The organism is Streptomyces mauvecolor (assembly GCF_039532965.1).
GTDB classification, from domain to species: Bacteria; Actinomycetota; Actinomycetes; order Streptomycetales; family Streptomycetaceae; genus Streptomyces; species Streptomyces violascens.
In genome coordinates this window covers 1-17974 of sequence record NZ_BAAASQ010000016.1, presented here as the reverse complement: position 1 = coordinate 17974, position 17974 = coordinate 1, and the positions used below count along the sequence as shown (strand labels likewise).

General features: G+C 66.9%; 11 protein-coding genes and 1 tRNA gene. 5 read left to right on the top strand and 7 right to left on the bottom strand.

From position 1 onward, the window contains the following. The first annotated feature begins 45 nt into the window (after window positions 1-45). Window positions 46-2613: a serine hydrolase gene (locus tag ABD346_RS21335; RefSeq protein WP_344376869.1), complete on the top strand. Its 2568-nt coding sequence runs from the start codon at window positions 46-48 to the stop codon at window positions 2611-2613. 231 nt (window positions 2614-2844) lie between these two features. Further along, window positions 2845-4728: an MFS transporter gene (locus ABD346_RS21330; RefSeq protein ID WP_381227873.1), complete on the top strand. Its 1884-nt coding sequence runs from the start codon at window positions 2845-2847 to the stop codon at window positions 4726-4728. An 83-nt stretch (window positions 4729-4811) separates the two neighbouring features. Here ABD346_RS21330 and ABD346_RS21325 read toward each other — a convergent pair whose 3' ends face one another. Beyond that, on the bottom strand, window positions 4812-5366 hold the full coding sequence (locus ABD346_RS21325) for a flavoprotein (RefSeq protein WP_344376868.1): 555 nt from the start codon (window positions 5364-5366) through the stop codon (window positions 4812-4814). A gap of 134 nt (window positions 5367-5500) precedes the next feature. Between ABD346_RS21325 and ABD346_RS21320 the strand changes: the two genes are divergently transcribed. Then, window positions 5501-5845: a hypothetical protein gene (locus ABD346_RS21320; protein ID WP_344376866.1), complete on the top strand. Its 345-nt coding sequence runs from the start codon at window positions 5501-5503 to the stop codon at window positions 5843-5845. A gap of 550 nt (window positions 5846-6395) precedes the next feature. Here the strand turns inward: ABD346_RS21320 and ABD346_RS21315 are convergent. Continuing rightward, complete coding sequence (locus ABD346_RS21315; protein ID WP_344376864.1) at window positions 6396-6899, bottom strand: mycothiol transferase; 504 nt, start codon at window positions 6897-6899, stop codon at window positions 6396-6398. Between the two features lie 295 nt (window positions 6900-7194). Between ABD346_RS21315 and ABD346_RS21310 the strand changes: the two genes are divergently transcribed. Beyond that, a complete protein-coding gene (locus tag ABD346_RS21310) occupies window positions 7195-7476 on the top strand; it encodes a hypothetical protein (RefSeq protein ID WP_344376863.1) in 282 nt (93 codons plus the stop codon). 315 nt (window positions 7477-7791) lie between these two features. On the opposite strand, the gene ABD346_RS21305 is transcribed toward ABD346_RS21310, so the two are convergent. From ABD346_RS21305 to ABD346_RS21285, 5 genes are all read right to left on the bottom strand, one after another. Then, a tRNA-Arg gene (locus ABD346_RS21305) sits at window positions 7792-7867 on the bottom strand. A 545-nt stretch (window positions 7868-8412) separates the two neighbouring features. Beyond that, window positions 8413-8550, bottom strand: a complete 138-nt coding sequence (locus ABD346_RS21300) for a hypothetical protein (RefSeq protein ID WP_344376861.1) — start codon at window positions 8548-8550, stop codon at window positions 8413-8415. Window positions 8551-8662: 112 nt separating this feature from the next. Next, complete coding sequence (locus ABD346_RS21295) at window positions 8663-8911, bottom strand: hypothetical protein (protein ID WP_344376860.1); 249 nt, start codon at window positions 8909-8911, stop codon at window positions 8663-8665. A 162-nt stretch (window positions 8912-9073) separates the two neighbouring features. Next, on the bottom strand, window positions 9074-10150 hold the full coding sequence (locus ABD346_RS21290; RefSeq protein WP_344376858.1) for an acyltransferase family protein: 1077 nt from the start codon (window positions 10148-10150) through the stop codon (window positions 9074-9076). An 827-nt stretch (window positions 10151-10977) separates the two neighbouring features. Then, complete coding sequence (locus ABD346_RS21285) at window positions 10978-11487, bottom strand: hypothetical protein (RefSeq protein ID WP_344376856.1); 510 nt, start codon at window positions 11485-11487, stop codon at window positions 10978-10980. A gap of 74 nt (window positions 11488-11561) precedes the next feature. Here ABD346_RS21285 and ABD346_RS21280 point away from each other — a divergent pair. Further along, window positions 11562-17974, top strand: a 6413-nt coding sequence (locus ABD346_RS21280; protein ID WP_344376855.1) for a polymorphic toxin-type HINT domain-containing protein, incomplete at its 3' end; no start/stop codon positions are given.

Sequence of the window (17974 nt, the reverse complement as noted above, 5' to 3'; positions counted from 1 at the left end):
CGGGCAGTTTCGGATGACGCCACCCGGCGTCTGGAGGAGGCATCGGTGGCGGGCGAGTCCCCCGACAAGTCGGAGCAGAAGCAGTCGTCGGGGGAGACGACTACGAGCGAACGCGACCCGCGTATCGCGGTCTCCTCCCCGTCCCCCTCCGGGGTCCCCTCCGGCGAGGACGGCGCCAGGACGGCGAATGGTTCCGGCGCCGGTGCCCGTACGGGTTCCGTTCCGGCCGGGGCGACCGCGCCGGGCGGCGTCGATCAGGCGACCGCGGTCTTCCGGGCCCCGCGCCAGGAGGACGGCGACTCCCGGCTCCGCGCGGCGGTCGCGGCGTGGGTCGACCAGGAGGCGGAGCCCAAGGGTTCGGATTCCGAGGGTGCGGCTTCCGGGCCGGAGGGTGCTGCCAGGACCCAGGGTGCGAAGGCCGAGCCCGAGGACGCCAAGCCCGGCGCGGCCGATGCCGAGGCCGCAACCGGTACGGACGCCGACGCGGAGGAGGACGGCGGGCCCGAGCCCACCGCCCCCAAGGCGGATGAGGCCGAGCAGGCGGGCGCCGAGCCGGAAGCCGCCGAGGACAGCGGCACCGACACCGGGGCAGCCGCCCCGAAGGCGGACGACGCCGAGCCCGCGCCCGCGACCTCCGGCAGCACCAAGCCCGAGGTGTCCGGCACCGCTCCTGCTGCCGCCGAGCCCGGCGTGGCCGAACCGAGCGACGCCGAGCGCGCCGACGCCAAGGCCGCCGACGCCGAGCCCGGCGACGAAGACGCGGGCCCCGGCGCGCGAGCCACCTCCTGGGGAGCCAAGCCGACCGACTCCGAGCCGAAGGCGAGCCCCGCGAAGGCCGAGCCCAAGGCGAGCCCCTCCGAGGCCGACGCCAAGGCGGAGCCTTCCGAGCCGAAGGCCGGCCCCGCGAAGGTCAGTCCCGCGAAGGCCGATCCCAAGGCCGACGGAGCGAGCCCCTCCGGATCCGGTGCGAAGCCCGCCGAGCCCGAGGGAATCGACCACCCCACCGCCGTCTTCAAGGCCCCCGCGCCGCCCGCCGTCGACCAGCCGACGGCGATGCTCAAGCTGCCCGCGCCCAAGCGGGAGCCGGCCGCCGAGCGGACCAGCCGGTTCATACCGCTGCGGTCGGACGACGCGGGCGCCGGCACGGCGGCCCCCGCGAGGAATCCCGCCGCCCCCGCCAAGAACCCCAGCGCCCCGGCGAAGGGCCTCGACGCCCCCGTCAGGAAGCCCGAGGCGCCGAAGGTCACCCCGCCGCCGGCCGCGGCCCCCGGCCCCGCCCCGGTCATCCCGGAGCGCGCCGAGCGGACCCGTCAGCAGCCGCTGCCGCCGAAGCCCCCGCTCGACCTGCTCGCCGAGCTGACGAACACCCCGCCCCCGCCGCAGACCCCGGTCCGCACCACGGTGCGGCGGTTCAAGATCTGGACCCCGCTGGTCCTGCTCCTCCTGATCGTCTTTGCAGTCGTACAGATCATGCGTCCGCTTCCGGAGCCGAAGCTGACCCTGACCTCGTCGGCGACGTACACCTTCGACGGCGGTGCGTTGAACCTGCCGTGGCCCGCCGAGGGGCAGTCGGCGGTGTCCGTGGACGGGGTGGGCAGCCTCGGTACGCACGGGGAGCAGAAGCCCGCGCCGCTGGCGAGCGTGGCCAAGACGATGACGGCGTACGTGATCCTCAAGGGCCACCCGATAACCGGGAAGCAGGAGGGCGAGAAGATCACGGTCGACCAGCAGGCCGAGGACGACGCGAAGAAGCCCGACGAGTCGACGGCGCCGATCCGCAAGGACCAGCAGTTCACCGAGAAGCAGATGCTGGAACTGCTGATGATCCCGTCCGGCAACAACGCGGCCCGTCTCCTTGCCCGCTGGGACGCCGGATCCGAGGAGGCGTTCATCGCGAAGATGAACGACGCCGCCAAGGAACTCGGCATGACCAGCACCACGTACACCGACCCGAGCGGTCTGAAGGAGACCACGGTCTCCACGCCGGTCGACCAGCTCAAGCTGGCTCAGGCCGTCATGCAGAACGACGTGTTCCGCGGCATCGTCAACACGCCCCAGATCAAGATCCCGGGCATCGACACGATGATCTACAACAACAACACGATCCTGCTCAAGCCGGGTGTCAGCGGCATCAAGACCGGCTCCTCGACCCCGGCCGGCGGCAACCTGCTGTGGTCGGCCGACACGGTCGTCGACGGCAAGAACCAGCGGATCTACGGCATCGTCATGGGCCAGCGCACCGGCACCACCCTCGACAACAAGCTGAAGGCCGCGATCAACAACAGCTACACGCTGATCCAGGCCGTGCAGAAGGCCGTCACCTCGGCGACGGTCGTCAAGAAGGGCGATGTCGTCGGGTACGTCGACGACGGGCTCGGCGGGAAGACCCCGCTGGTCGCCGCCAAGGACCTCAAGGCGATCGGCTGGCCGGGCCTGAAGGTGGACGTCACCCTTGGCTCGGGCGGCAAGCCCGTCCCGCACTCGGCGAAGCCGGGCACCGTGGTCGGCGAGCTGTCCATCGGCTCCGGCAACGGCAGGCTGACCGCGCCGGTCGAGCTGAAGAGCGCCCTGACCGAACCGGGCACGGGCGCCAAGCTCACCCGACTGGGCTGACCGCCCCGGACGCATCGAGGGCGCCCCGACCTGCGGGGCGCCCCCGTGCTAGCTTCGGGCAACTGGGGACGCGGGGACGGCGTCCTTGGAATCAGGGGACAATCTCGGGGGAGAGTCCTGGGGAGAACCTCGGGAACCCCCGCGCAGACCGTATGCAACTGCAAAGTAATGCACTGCAAGCGCGCACGGTCGCGTATGCCAGGTGAGACAGCGTGAGGCGGGAGAGCCGCAGTGACCACCGCTGAGCCGACGCCCACCCGCGCCGACAGCACCGCGAGTACGAGCAGTACGAGCAAGACCGACACGGCGAGTGCGAGCTCCGCCGAGACCGCGAGCTCGACCGGGTCCGCGCTCTGGTCCAAGACGCGAATACGCCTCGGAATGGGACCGGGACTGGGACTGAGCCCGGACTCCTGGCCGATGCGCCACCCCGTCGCGTTCGTGACGGCGGCCGCGGCCGTGACCCACATCCTGTGGTTCTTCCTCTTCGCGAACAGCGGCGGCGACCTCGCGGCGCAGGACGCCTGGACCGAGTTCGTCGGCCGCAACCCGGAGTCCGCGTACAACCTGGCCTGGTACGGCGGGATGCACCCGGTGTCGTACAGCGTGGTCTCGCCGTATCTGATGTCGGTGCTCGGCGTGCGGACGACGATGATGATCGCCGGGACCGTGTCGGCCGGGCTCACCGCGCTGATCCTGGTGCGCGTGAAGGCCGTCCGCAACCCGCTGGCCTGCTCCTTCGCCGCGCTGTTCGCCTTCCTGTGCAACGCGATGTCGGGCCGGGTGACGTTCGGGCTCGGCATGATGTTCGCGCTCGGCGCGGTGGCCGCGGTGTTCTGCTGGCCGCACAACAAGCGCGAGAACCGCTGGCCGAAGGCGGCGGTGGCCGCGCCCTGCGCCGCGCTCGCCACCGCGAGCAGCCCGGTCGCGGGACTGTTCCTCGGCCTCGTCGCGGCCGCACTTTTCCTGAACAAGCGCCGCCCGGGCGCGTACGCGATCGGTCTGCCGCCGGTCGTGGTGGTCGGCCTGTCGGCGTGGCTGTTCCCCTTCTCGGGCACGCAGCCGATGTCGCTGGCCACGACGTCGGGCCCGTTCCTCTTCGCGGTGCTGATCCTCTTCCTCGTACCGAAGGACTGGCGGACGGTCCGTACGGCCGCGCTGGTGTACGGCGTCGCGGTGCTGCTGTGCTTCGCGATCCAGTCCCAGATCGGCTCGAACATCACGCGCATGGCGATGCTGTTCGCCGGGGTCGTGCTGCTCGCGGCCCTCCCGTACACGGTGCCGAAGTCCCGCAAGTGGTACGCGGTGGTGCTGGCCTTCGTCGGGCTCAACGGGTGGATCGGCTTCAAGTCGGTGGACGACATCGTCAGCACCGCCCCCGCCGCGACCTGGGCGCGGGACCTGGCGCCGCTGGTCGACCAGTTGCAGGGCCTCGACGCGAAGACCGGCCGGGTGGAGGTCGTCCCCGCCTCCAGCCACCGCGAGGCCTCGGCGTTCACCCCGTACGTGAACCTGGCGCGCGGCTGGAACCGGCAGGCGGACATCCAGCGCAACCCGCTCTTCTACGACGACACCCTGAACGCGGACAACTACCACGCCTGGCTGAACCGCTGGGCGGTGCGCTACGTGGTGCTGCCGCTGGGCCCGGCGGACGTGAACGGCGCCGTCCAGGAGGGCAAGCTCATCAAGGAGGGCCTGCCCTACCTGAAGCAGATCTGGTCGAACGAGCACTGGCGTCTGTTCGCGGTCGAGAACCCGACCCCGCTGGCGGACCCGCCCGCCACGGTCAAGCACGCCGGCGAGGGCGAGGTCACGGTCGAGGTCCGCTCCCCGGGCAAGATCCTCATCCGCATCCCGTACTCGCCCTGGCTGAAACTGGTCGACGAGAAGGGCAAGGGTGTCGTGCCGCCGCAGGAGACCCCGGAGTCCAAACTCCGCGGCCACGGCCCGAAGACGTACACCAACCCGAACGGCTGCCTCCGCAAGGCCGCCGCGACGCCGGCGGGCGACGAGTGGACAGAACTCCTCGCCCCGAAACCGGGCACGTACCACGTGGCCGCGCCGTACAGCATTCCCCGCGGGACGGGGTGCCCGGAGGGGGTTGTGGAGCCGTGAGGCCTTTCCGGCAGACGTTCCGCGCCGGGTAGCAACGGTCAGCCCGATCCCGGTTCTCGGGAAAGCTCCGAGGGGCCCGGGGATCAGGCCCGATCCCCGGGCCCGGCGAGCGTCTCGACGATGTCCAGTGCGAGGTGCCACGGATAGCCGTCCGCCCGGCGCTCACCAGGTTCGTTCGGTACGAACCCGCCCTCGCCGTACAGCACCGTCACCCCGGCCGAGCGCAAGGTGGCCACGGACTGCTCGAACTGAGGGTGCTGTACGTAGGCGGCGTTCACGCACGGCATGGCCACGATCGGGATCCGCTTGCCGATCGCCTCGGCAGCCACGCCCACGACGAAGGTCGAAGTCAGGCCGAGCGCCCATGAGTTGACGGTGTTGAACGTGACGGGCGCCACCAGGATCAGGTCGGCCTTGGGCCACACGTCCGGCTCTCCCGGCCGCTTGTACTGCGACCGAACGGGATGCCCCGTCAGGGTCGCAAGACCCGACAGGCTCTCCCTCAGCCAGTCGGCCGCAGTCGGCGTCAGCCCGAGGCACACGTCCCAGCCCCGAGCCTGCAACGCCTCGATCACCGTGGCGACCTCGAAGACTGGCGGGGCCGCCGAGCAGAACAAGTACACGGTCCGTGAAGTCATGGCGCCCAGTGGATCACATGCAACTGCCGCTGAAGCGAACGGAATCAGAGGTGGACGCTCCCCCACGGGCCCGTCCGCGCGTACCGTTCCAGGAGGCCCGGTCTCTTGCCAAGTGCACGGGATAAGCCGGGCATGTGCACTTCCTGTCCTTCGGCCCGACGAACGTCGCCGTGCACGAAGTATCGGCGAACGTCGAACTGCACCACTACGGCACGGCCGTCGAGAACGCCGCCGCGGTCAACATCCCGCGCTCGTGGGCCATGTCGCGCAGGGCCCACTTCCACATCGACAAGGCACGCGCCGAGATGGAGACAGGCCGCACTGAAGCGGCTCTGGCCGATCTGGTGCAGGCCCGCAAGATGGCACCGCAGCAGACCCGCTATCACGCAGGCGCCCGCGAGACCATCAGAGGGCTCGTCCACGCCCGGCGCCGCACCCCCGACACTCTCGACAGCATGGCGACCTGGATCGGCCTGTAGGACGGCTCGGCCTCCGGTCGAGTGCCACAGAATTGTGGCACTTCATGCCCCGCCATGTCGTCAGGCTGGTCCTGTACCTGATCGACGACGAGGCGGGGCACACGATGACGGGTCACGACGAAAGAGAGCTGACGCTCCACATCTGCACCTACTGTGATGAATCCGGTGCCAGTTGCTGTGTGCGCATGGTCAGTGCTGCGGAGACCGGTACACGATTCGAATGCGGACACCCGGGCTGCGCCGCCGACAACGGGGTCCGCCCGCTCTTCCTTGTCGCAGACTCCGGGGCGGAGCGGGCGTCATGACATCCACAAGCCGCACCCAAGTTCTGCGTCGCCTGCGACCGGCCCATCGAAGGGGCCGCCATCAAGGTCGCGGGCGAGTCTCACCTCGGCGCGTCGAGTGGGGCCAGGGGAGACGATTACCGGCATGTGAAGGGCGACCCGGCTTGTCGGCCGAGGGTCCGTTGATGCCGGGGCTCCCGACGCCCCTGGCCGCTGGCGGCACAAGGCGCTCGGCCTGACCGGGGGTGCCGAGGTCCCGGGGTGGGTCAGAGCAGGCCCCGGACGTAGGCGGCCTGGCCGACGTGCTGGAGGTCGTCGCCCAGGACGCTCACCAGGCGGACGCCCAGCGTGACCGGCGGGTCCCAGCGCTCGTCGACGACGCGGTTGAGCGCGTTGCCGTCGAGCTTGCCGAGGAAGCCGAGCGTCTGCTCGTGGACCGCGTCGTAGTAGCCGAGCAGCAGCTTGCCCGAGGTCACCCGCACCTGGCCGACCTGCTGGGACGTGTGCCCGTATCCGGTGTCCGCCTTCGCCAGCGGCAGGTCGAAGCGGTCTGCCCAGCCCTTGGCCAGCCACACCTGCTCGATGCCGGCCGCGTCGGCGATGTGGTCGTCCTGGACCCGGGTGAGGTGCCAGATCAGCCACGCGATGGAGTTCGCCTCGCCGTCCCCGGGCCTGGCGTGGAGATCGTCCGCGGAGAGCCCGTCGACGACGGCGTGCACCTCTTCCCGGATGCGTCCGTAACCGTCGATGAGTACGTCCTGTGAGCGCATGCCATGCAGTCTCGTCCACGCGAGGGGCCCCGGCCAGCGGGGCAGAGGGGCGTTTCGCGCCGAAACGGGCTCTGCCTGTTTCGGGGGGAGCGCGCCCCGGGCCCTCGCACAAGCGGGTGGTGGCTGACGACGTCGAAGGGCCGCTCGTGCGCGTTACGACTTCAGGGTGGTTCCCAACAAGGTCGCGACTCCCGGCGCGTCTACGGGCGTTTTGGGATTATCTAATACTAATTTTCGTGACCGTAAGGAATCGATCTGCCACGGATCGTGTCCACTGCACTCCATTGGAGATGAAATGAACGAGCTTCGCAAGGCGGCCGTCCTGGTCGTTGCCCTCGGCAGCTTCGGAATGCTGGCCGCCGGCACGGCCCAGGCGCACGACGGTGGGAAGGGTGGTGACCAATTCGCCATCGGGCAGAGCAGCAACTGCCGGTCGCACGACCTGAACGTCGACGTCCTCGGCCAGGTCGGCATCCTCAACGGCGTGCTGGGCAACGCGCTCAACGGCGAGGGCAACCCGGGTGCGCAGAACACCCACATGGGTTCGAGCATGGGCTGCAACAACAGCGCCCTGTAAGCCGGGCTTGCGGCAAAGCCTTGTGGCTGCCGCATCGCCGCGGGCCAGGGCCCTGAGCCTCTGGCCCCCGGCGAGTGCGTACGACTCCTACGGTGCATGATGAGCGTCGCGCCCACGACCGACCCGGGCGCGACGCTCATCCACGCCCCCAGGAGCCGGGGCCAAGTCCTCGTACCGCCGCCGGGGCAGCTCGACTTCGTGAGCATCACCCGCTGCTCCCCGCCCTCGGCGCACCCCGGTGCGCCGCACCTGTGCTGCGAGACCGAAGGCCCTGCCGCCCATGAGGACGGCAGGGCCTTCGACCTGCTGATGCGGTGGTGCCCCCGGCAGGATTCGAACCTGCGACACCCGCTTTAGGAGAGCGGTGCTCTATCCCCTGAGCTACGGAGGCGGGGGCTTGTCGGAAACCTTGCTGAAAACCCCAGTGCGGAGTCCCTGGCCTGGCTAGACAAACGCCCTGGTCAGACTGCTGATGCCGGGTTCGGGGGCAGTACCCCGAGGGGTACTTTGCCGAGCACACGGCCCCGATAGCCGACTGACCGCGGATAGCCTAGCGGATCGGGCGGGGAGAGGGCGTACTCGGTGGTGTGCCCGGTCTTCGGGATGTGCGTAGTAGGCCTCTGAGCTGGGATTTCTATGGCTGCTGTGGCTGCGGCGAGGATGCTGGGGAGGCAGTCGGGTGCGTGGGGCGTCTGCTGAGATGTCCGTTTCGGGCTTCTGGTGCTGGGCGAGCCCGCTGATTCGTGAGGTTCTGGTTCTACGGCCTTCTCAGACTCCGGACGCTGGTGGTGAAGTCCGCAAGTGCGCTGGCGACGGTTGCAGACGGGCAGAGGGGCTGGGGTTCTTCAGGCGGCGATACAGAGTTCCCTCCGCGTGCGCTGGATGAACTTGCGGACGCCCGGTTCGCGGCGCCAGGAGGTGAGAGCGGTGTGGCATTCAGCGCCGTAGTCCTTGGCCCGGGTCGAGGGTCGATTGGATGTGGGCGAGGATGTCGACGCTGCGGTTGCCGAGTTTGAGGCCGTGGTCAAGATCGTGGGCCTGCAGGTGGGCGGTGACAGCGGTGGCGAGCCGCATGCTGACGGAGCGGGTGATACCTCCCGGCCGGCACGGCGGTGGCCTGCTTGTGCCAGGCGAGGGCGGCGTTGGGATTCTCCAGGTCGCGGAGGACCGCGACGGGCACCCTGGGTCATGTCGACGACTTCGGAGGAGAAGCCCCCGCATTAGGGACTGCGTCGCCATCGTGGTCAGCACATTGCGGGCCGAGCTGGACGTCGCCGCCGGCGCGGGCCAGGCGGAGGGCCTGGATGAAGTGGCGCAGGGCGGCATCGTGCCGATCGATATGGAAGGCCGTCCAGCACGTGAGGCCCGACAACTTGCCATTCATACGGAAGAGTTCACGGAAGACCGCGCCGGAGAAGCTGCCTGCCTTGACCACTGCCCTCATGATGGGCGGTGTCGTCTGTGGGGCTGACCAAGCAACGGGTGATGGGCATGGCGAACGGCTGGTCTTGGGTAGTCGCCCCTGGACTCTTGCTGCTGGTCATCGAGACCCACAACTCAAGTGTCCGGTGCGGAAACCGTGGGCTTTCTGCCTGCTTTACGCGGCTCGGTTCCGGGTGCTTTCGCCTTGGCGGAAGAGCCAGTTGAGGCGGGGCTCGATGAAGGGCCTCGTCGCCTGCTGGATGGGACGGGTGCAGAGCAGGAGGGCGAGGGAGATGGACAGGACGGTGAGGGCGACCTGGCCTGCCGGGTGGTGCAGGACTTCACGGTTGTAGACGTGGGTGTGGACCAGGGCTTGGCGCACGAAGGCGTGGATGAGGAAGGCGCTCATGGTGCCGGCGCCGAGTGCGGTGAACCAGGTTCGGCGATTGGGGACGAGGGCGAGGAAGGCTGCCGTGAGGATGAGTCCGACGGCGTAGATCGCGGCCGACTGGGCGAGCCAGTGCGTGTAGGAGACGTGGAGCTCGTCGGCACTGCTGCTGCGGTACAGCCATCCGGCTCCGAGGCGCGGAGCCAGCCAGTACGCCGCAGCGCCTGCCACGGCAAACACGGTGAGGGCTGCCCCCTTGAGCCACCGAGTCTCGCGCAGCCAGGTCAGGTGGGACGGGCGCAGAGTCAGCCCGATGACGAAGAACGGCAAGAACTGCAGTACGCGGGTGATGGAGAACTGGGCGCCGAGGGAGAAAGCACCGGCGGCCAGGAAGAGCGCGGTGGCGAACGTCACCGGTGCGCGCAGGGTTTGCCATATCGGGGCAGTCAGGCGCCAGAGGCAGAGGGCGATCAGGAACCAGGTGATCCACACTGGAGTAAGCGGTTGGATCTTCGCGTGGGCGCCGGAGAGCGTGTTGTTGAAGAGTGTCAGCAGGGTTCCCCACAGCACGAAGGGTATGAGCACGCCGCTGGCCAACCGTCTGAGTTGTTGCGGTTGGGCGGTGAAAGTCCGAGAGAAGAAGCCCGATATCAGAACGAATGCGGGCATGTGGAAGGCGTAGACGAGCAGGTAGAGGGCTTTGAGGTGGCGCTGCCCCGACTGTTCTATGAGCGGTTCCCAGAAGTGGCCGCAGACCACCAATACGACGGCCAGCAGCTTCGCATTGTCGTAGTAGGGGTCCCGGCCTTTATCGGGTCTCTCCTTGTTGTCGGAGCGGAGGGCAGGGGGAGCGAGCTGGGTCACGTGGGCTACCTCGGAGACTGGCGGTCATGGGCAGGCGCTGCGGACGCGGAACCGCCACAGTCGACGCCGATCGTAGACCCGCCCGTGGGACACCTGTGCGACAGCTCGGTCTGGCCCCCCTTTTTCTCTCAAGGCGCCGCCACGTTCACGCCGGGTGCGGCCGAGCCCTGGGCGTTGTGATGCTGTCGGCAGGCTGTGCCCGATTGCTTCTGGGATGGACGGGGGCATGTGGATGTTCGAGGGAACAGGTCATTTCATGCCTGAACATGAGAAATGCTCAGATAGGGCAAAAGGGATCTTCGAGCTTGGGTCTGGGCCTCGACTTCAGCCTGAACAGTCGATTGCCCCGATCGATGCGCTATCGCGTATGTAGGGGCGATATCTGGACTTAGCGGAAAGATCTGTCCATCTGCGCAACCGGGAGTCCATAAAGGGCTGTTAAAAAAATGTGATGCGTACGTGACTGGCTTCCCTCTATCTTGCGCCGGTCGTATGCATGCCTCTGCGTCACCCTCAGATGAGTCAAACCTGCCAATGCGCAGGGAAGTTCATGCCCTGTCGGTCGCCCAGCGGTGAGTGGCGGGTGTCCACGGCCTCGGGCTCGGCGGCTGCCCCCTTCCGGCCAATGTGGCCTGAGTCATGGGTTGACCGCGAGTGGTTATCACCGTTTGATTCGGTCACTTGTGTGATTTCTGTGTTGTTCCTGTGGGGGGAGCGTCGGTGGTGAATGTGCTGGGCCATAGGCCTGTCACGGGAAGGCTGGGGCATCGTGCTGTGGCACGGCTGGCCGTGTTGGCTGCGGTATCCGGTCTGATTGTGTCCGGAGGTCAGCTGCCAGCGGCAGCAAGCGGCCTTGCCGCGTCCGGCGCGCAATCGGAGCGGGGCGATGCCTCCCCCGGCCATGGCGATACTGCCGAGTCGCTGGCCGTGGCGGAGGCGAAGCGTAGCGGCAAGGAGGTGAACGTCCCCTCGCTCCAGGACGAGTCCAGCGAGGTGTCGGCGAGGCCGGACGGCACCCTCGTATCCACCACCCACACCAAGCCGGTCCGGACGCGTAAGAACGGCTCTTGGCGCACGATCGACACCGGGCTGGAGCCCACGTCGGGAGGCGCGGTGGCGCCGAAGGCGACGCTGTCCGACCTGGAGTTTTCTGGTGGCGGGACGCAGCCGCTGGTGCGGATGTCGAAGGCGGGCAAGGAGCTGAAGCTCACCTGGCCCAAGCCGTTGCCCAGGCCTGTGATCAGCGGAGATACGGCCGAGTACCGGTCGATCCTGCCGGACGTGGACCTGCGGATGACCGCCACCCAGGACGGCTTCACGCAACTCGTCGTGGTCAAGACGCCAAAGCGTCAGCGTCGACTACAGCGCCTTCGCGGATGCGGCGGGTGCCGGGTACGGCGAACGCCTGCACTTGGTCCAGTTCCCGGCCTGTCTGCTCACAACGCCGGACAAGCCCGAATGCCGCAAGTCCACCCCTCTCGCCGGGCGCAACGATGCGGAGAAGAAGACGGTCACCGCCGATGCGGTCGCCATTCCCGGCACTCTGAACAGCCCGAAGTCCGTGACTTCTATGGTCGGCAGGGCCTCGATGGCGGGGGGAGCCCTGGTACTCGCCGCCACGCCCTCACCCAGTGGGCTGTCCGGCGACTTCAAAGCCTCACCACTGTCGTCAGCGACGACGTGGAGCACAGCGCTCAACAGCGGCTCATTCTCCTGGTCCTACGGCATGCCAGTTCCCAACGTCCCTGGGGACCTGAAGCCCGACCTGAGCCTGGCCTACTCCTCCGGAGCCATTGACGGCCGCACGGCCAACAGCAACAACCAGGCCTCCTGGGTCGGAGACGGCTTCGACCTCTCTCCGGGATTCGTGGAGCGTTCGTACAAACCATGCGGTGACGAGGGCGTCAAGACCGATGGTGCGGAGCCCGGCGACCTGTGCTGGGCATACGACAACGCCACCATCAGCTTCGCCGGGCATGCCGGTGAACTGATACCGACCGGCACCGACGAATGGCGCATCAAGGGCGACGACAACACCAAGGTCGTCCGATTGCGCGACACCGCCCGCGGAAACGGCGACAACGACGGCGAGTACTTCCAGGCCACCACCACTAGTGGCACCCGCTACTACTTCGGCTACAACCGGCTTCCCAACTGGGGCGTCGGCAAGACGGAAACCAATTCGGTGGAAACCGTCCCCGTCTACGGCAATAACAGCGGCGAACCGTGCAACAAAGCGACGTTTGCCGACTCGTGGTGCCAGCAGGGACGGCGCTGGAACCTCGACCTCGTCCTCGACACCAACGGCAACGACATCACCTACTGGTACAAGCCGGAAGCCAACTCCTACGGCCGCAACCTCAAGGACACCGCTGGTACCGCCTACGTCCGTGCCACCACTCTGGACCACATCGACTACGGACAACAGCAGGGCGACATCTACTCCGCCACCGTCAGGCCGATGGCCCGTGTGGATTTCACCACCGGCGAGCGCTGCCTGGAAGACGACACCACCCGGTGCGACCCGGCCAATATCGGTACCAACCGGCAGTACTGGTACGACGTCCCGTGGGACCAGAACTGCAAGGTCGGCAGCAAGTGTGACCAGGACCGATTTTCACCTACATTCTGGACGCGCAACCGGCTGGCGAAAGTCACCACCCAGACCCTGCAGGCCGACGGCACCTACAAGCCGGTCGACGAATGGGCGCTGCACCACAAGTGGGGTACTGCCGACGTCGACTACCAGCTGCTGCTCGACTCCATCCAGCACACCGCTCTGGCGGGCACGACCCCGGTCAAGCTCCCCACGACCAGCCTCTCCTACACACCGCGCATCGGCCGCCTCGACAAGGACGGTGACGGCCGCCTCGCCTACTACAAGCAGCGCCTGAGCACCGTCGCGGACGAATCCGGCGGACAGCTGGACGTGAACTACTCACAGGCCGCCTGCGACTGGAACCACCTGCCCACTCCGCAGACCAACACGACGCACTGTTTCCCGCAGAAATACCAGCCCAACAACGACGTGCCCATGACCACGGAGTGGTTCAACAAGTACGTGGTCGACAGCGTCATCGCCACCGACCGCACGGGCGGCGCCCCCGACATGGTCACGCACTACAGCTACCTCGACGACGGGGCGTGGGCGTTCGACGATGACGACGGCATCACCAAGGAAAAACTCAAGACCTGGTCCCAGTGGCGCGGCCACGCCCACGTGCGGGTGGAGACCGGCGGCGACGCGGCCATGTCCACGCAGACCGACCACTACTACCTGCGCGGCATGAACGGCGACCGTACCGATCCGTCCGACAAGACCAAGACACGCAACCTCAGCATCCCGGATGGCGAGGGCACCACTCTCACCGACGACGAGGCATGGACAGGCGTCGAATACCGCACCGAGACCTATGACAAGCCCGGCGGCAAGATCCTGTCCAAGGTAGTCAACACGCCTTGGAAGAAGGAGACCGCCAAGCGCGTACGCGACTGGGGCACCACGACCGCCAACCTCACCGGTGTCGCCACCGCACGCAATTTCACGTCCCTCGATGCGGGAGCCGGGACCAACTGGCGCGAGACCCGTACCAACTCCACGTTCGACGACCGAGGACGAGCCACCCAGTCCGAGTCACTGGGCGACATCGGCACGGACAAGGACGACACGTGCACTCGCACCACCTATGCGGACAACACCACCGCCTGGCTCTTCACGGCTCCCATCCACACGGAAACCGTGGCCGCCAGCTGCGCCGCCACTCCCAACCGTGACACCCGGAGCGACGGCTCCTCCGTCGTGCTGACGGATACCCGGATCCGCTACGACGACCAGGCCTACGGCGCCACCCCGACCAAGGGCCAGGCGACGATGACCGAGTCGCTCAAGTCCCGCAGCGGAAACAGCGCGACGTACCTCGACGACAAGGCCACGTTCGACACCTACGGACGACCGCTGACGACCACCGCGCTGTCCTCCACGAGCGTCTTCAACCCGGCGGACGAGACCAAGGCCCCCGTTACCACCCCAGCAGTCGACGCCCGCACAACCACCACCGCCTACACCCCGCCCACTGGCCGTCCGACAGCGCAAACGGTCACCACACCGCCCGCCACTGTCGGCACCGCTGCCTCGGCTCAGACCACAACCACGTACTTCGACCTCTTGCGTGGTCTGCCGATCGTGTCCACCGACCCGACCGGCCGCCGTATCGAAGCCGACTACGACGCCCTCGGTCGTCCGCTGAAGGTCTGGAAGCCCAACCGCTCCAAGGTCGACAGCCAGAGCCCGAACCTTGAGTTCCGCTACAGCAACGACCCGAACGTCATCCAGTCCGTCGCGAGCCTGACCCTGAACAGCGACGGGTCCCAGGACACCGCCTACACGCTGTACGACGGCTTCGGCCGCGTCCGCCAGACCCAGGCACCAGGCCAGGACGGCGGCCGTCTCCTGACCGACACCTTCTACGACGAGCGCGGGCAGGCCAAGCTCGCCTATGCCCCGTACTACGCCACCGGCGCACCCAGCACTGCCCTGTTCAAGGTGGAGGACGCCACAGGAGTCGAAACCCAGACCGCGACCCAGTACGACGGCCTGGGCCGCCCCACGAAGACGACGCTGTTCGCGGGCGACAGTCAGAACACCGTGCTGTCCACCACGACTACGCAGTACGGCGGTGACCGGGTGACCGTCACCCCGCCTCTGGGTGCCACCCCCACCACCACGATCACCGACGCGGCTGGACACACCACCGAGTTGCGTCAGTATCACGCCAACGTCCCCACCGGCCCGGCCGGTCCGTACGACAGCACCACCTACAGCTACGACCCGGCCGGTCATCTGGCCAGCCTGACCGACCCGGCCGGCAGCGTCTGGATTTGGATCTACGACCAACTCGGGCGGCAGGTCAAGGCGGTCGACCCGGACAGCGGCACCAACACCAAGGCGTACAACGACCGAGGCGAAGTCACCTCCACCACGGACGGACGCGGCAAGACCATCACCAGCGTCTACGACAACCTCTCGCGCCTGCTGGAAACCCACGACGGCACGGCCGCCGGACCGTTGCTGACGTCCCAGACCTGGGACCCGGCCAACAATCAGGGGCAGCAGGCGTCTTCGACGCGGTACGCCACCATCGGTGGCAAGAGCTACGCGTACAAGACGACAGCCAACAGCTACGACGCGCTGTACCGGCCGACCAAGACAACCGTCGCCGTACCATCAGTGCCTGGTCAGGAGGGCCTTGCAGGGAACTACGTCACGACCAGTTCCTTCAACCTGGACGGCACTCCCAAGTCGGCGACCTACCCGGCAGCGGGCGGGCTCGCCGCCGAGACCGTCGCCTTCACGTACGACAAGCTGCACCGGCCAATATCCACCAGCAGCAACTTGTCCACCTACCTCACCAACCAGACCTACAGCCTGACCGGCAAGCCCCTGCAGTCCACTCTCAACGCCGGCGGCAAGAACACCCAGATCACCAACGGCTACGAGTACGGGACGCAGCGCCTGTCGAGCAGCCGTACCGACCAGGACGGCATCACAGGCGCTGCCCGGTCCACGGCCTATACATACGACCAGGCCGGCAACGTCACTTCAATGAGCGATGTTTCCCGTTCGGGCACCGATCGCCAGTGCTTCCAGTACGACTACTTGACCCGCCTCACCGAGGCGTTCACCCCTACCGACGCAACCTGCCCCAGCACCGCGGACGGAAGCAAGCTCGGCGGTGTCGCCCCGTACTGGAGCAGCTACACCTACAACACGGACGGCACCCGCAGGACCGAGACGCGGCACGACCCCAAGGGCGACACCAGCAAGGACAGCACTCGCTCTTACACCTATCCCGCCAATGGTGCCGCCCAGCCGCACTCGCTCCTGTCCACCAGTACCTTGACGGGCGGCGGCACGGGAGCGCGGGTCGACGAGAGCTATGCCTATGACGCCGCAGGCAACACCACCGGACGCCATCTCAACTCCAGTCCGACTGCCGCCAACGACCAGACCCTGACCTGGAACTCGGAAGGTCGCCTCGGCAACGTCGCCGACATCGTCAAGACGAAGTCCGGCTCGTCCACGTTCACCACGAACAAGAACACCGACTACGTCTACGACACCAGCGGCAACCGACTCACGGCCCATACCCTCGACACAGCCGACCCCGCCGCCGAAAACACCACGCTGTACTTCGGCAGTACCGAGCTGAACTTCATCAAGGGTGCCGCCAAACCGAAGGCAACCCGCTACTACGCACTCGGTAGTGCCACCGCTGTCCGTACGGACGACAATAAGGTCACCTTCCAGGTCACCGACCACCACGGAACCGCCGACACCAGCATCAACGCCGCTGACGGCAGCCTCAGCCAGCGCCGCTCCACACCGTTCGGTGAGGACCGTGGCACGGCCCCCAGCGCGTGGGCAGGGACCAAGGGATTCATCGGCGGTACGAAGGACACCGACACCGGACTCACCCACCTTGGTGCCCGCGAATACGACCCTGAAACCGGCCGATTCATCAGCGTTGACCCCATTCTCGCCGACCAGGACCCGCAGTCCCTCAACGGCTACACCTACAGCAACAACAACCCGTTGACCCTGGCCGATCCGAGCGGCGAGCGCCCGGCAGGAACGTGCGACGGGACAGCGCAGTGCAAAAGCCCTGACGGCGTAGTCATCCAGGACCTCTGGAGTTACGACACTGACAAATGGACTGTCAAGTTCAAAAAGAGCGATGAGACGAAGGCAGTCCTCTACGGTGGCGTGGTCGTCAACAAGACCAAGAGCTACAAAAAGCTCCAGAAGAAGATCGCAGAAGGAATCCGGACATACCAGCGAAACGGCTACAAGTTCGGGTATGACGCCGCAGCTGATGCTCATCAGTATGTAGCTGCGGCCACGAATGCTTGCTTCGGGGATGAGGAATGTCACTCGTCGGACACGTATGACGAAATTGATGGCAAGCTGAAGCAATGGAAATTTGAAAATGTTCCCATGCTCGGAGGGGAGGGGGAGGATTTCCCAAGTAGCGTAGTCGGCAAGGGGATGGGTAAGGAGGATGCACGGGGAGAGGTTGAGAGGCCCAAGCCTGGCGCCTGCAACAGTTTTCCCGCAGGCACTCCCGTACTCCTTGCGGACGGTTCGCTCAAACCAATTGAAAAACTCGAAGTCGGTGACGAGGTTGCAGCTGCGGATCCGGAGGACGCGAAGTCCGGCTCACGCAAGGTCGATGCAACGATCGTCACCCCTGACGACGCAGACTTCACGACTCTCACCATTGAAGATGCCCAGGGGGCCCGTAGCACCCTCACAGCCACAGACCACCACCCGATCTGGTCACCCAGCGTCCATGCCTGGCTGAACGCTGCCGACCTAAAGCCGGGCATGAAACTCCGCTCGGCAAGCGGGGTGGATGTCGAGGTCGTCAGTACCATCCACTTCAAACACAGGCAGGCCGCCTACAACCTGACGGTCGAAGACTTCCACACGTACTATGTGCTGGCGGGGGCCACGCCGGTCCTGGTCCGTAACTGCAATATTCCGATGGATGAGGCCGTTAACCGTGCCGTGGCAAACGTTGGCGAAAATGCAACGGTTGTGCGGTCCGGCAGCGGTGGACTTCAGTTCATGAGTGTGACGACCGACCAGGCCGGTAACGTGGTCAGGAAGATTGCGCGGTTCGATGTGAACCCCAATAGTCCTCACGTTCAGAAACTGGGACCGCACCTGAATCTGGAAACTCAGATCAATGGAAAGACGGTTACTAGTAGGACTTTGTTAGGTGGTGTCGTAGGGCTGCCAGGGTGCGGGCTGTCTGCAGGTCG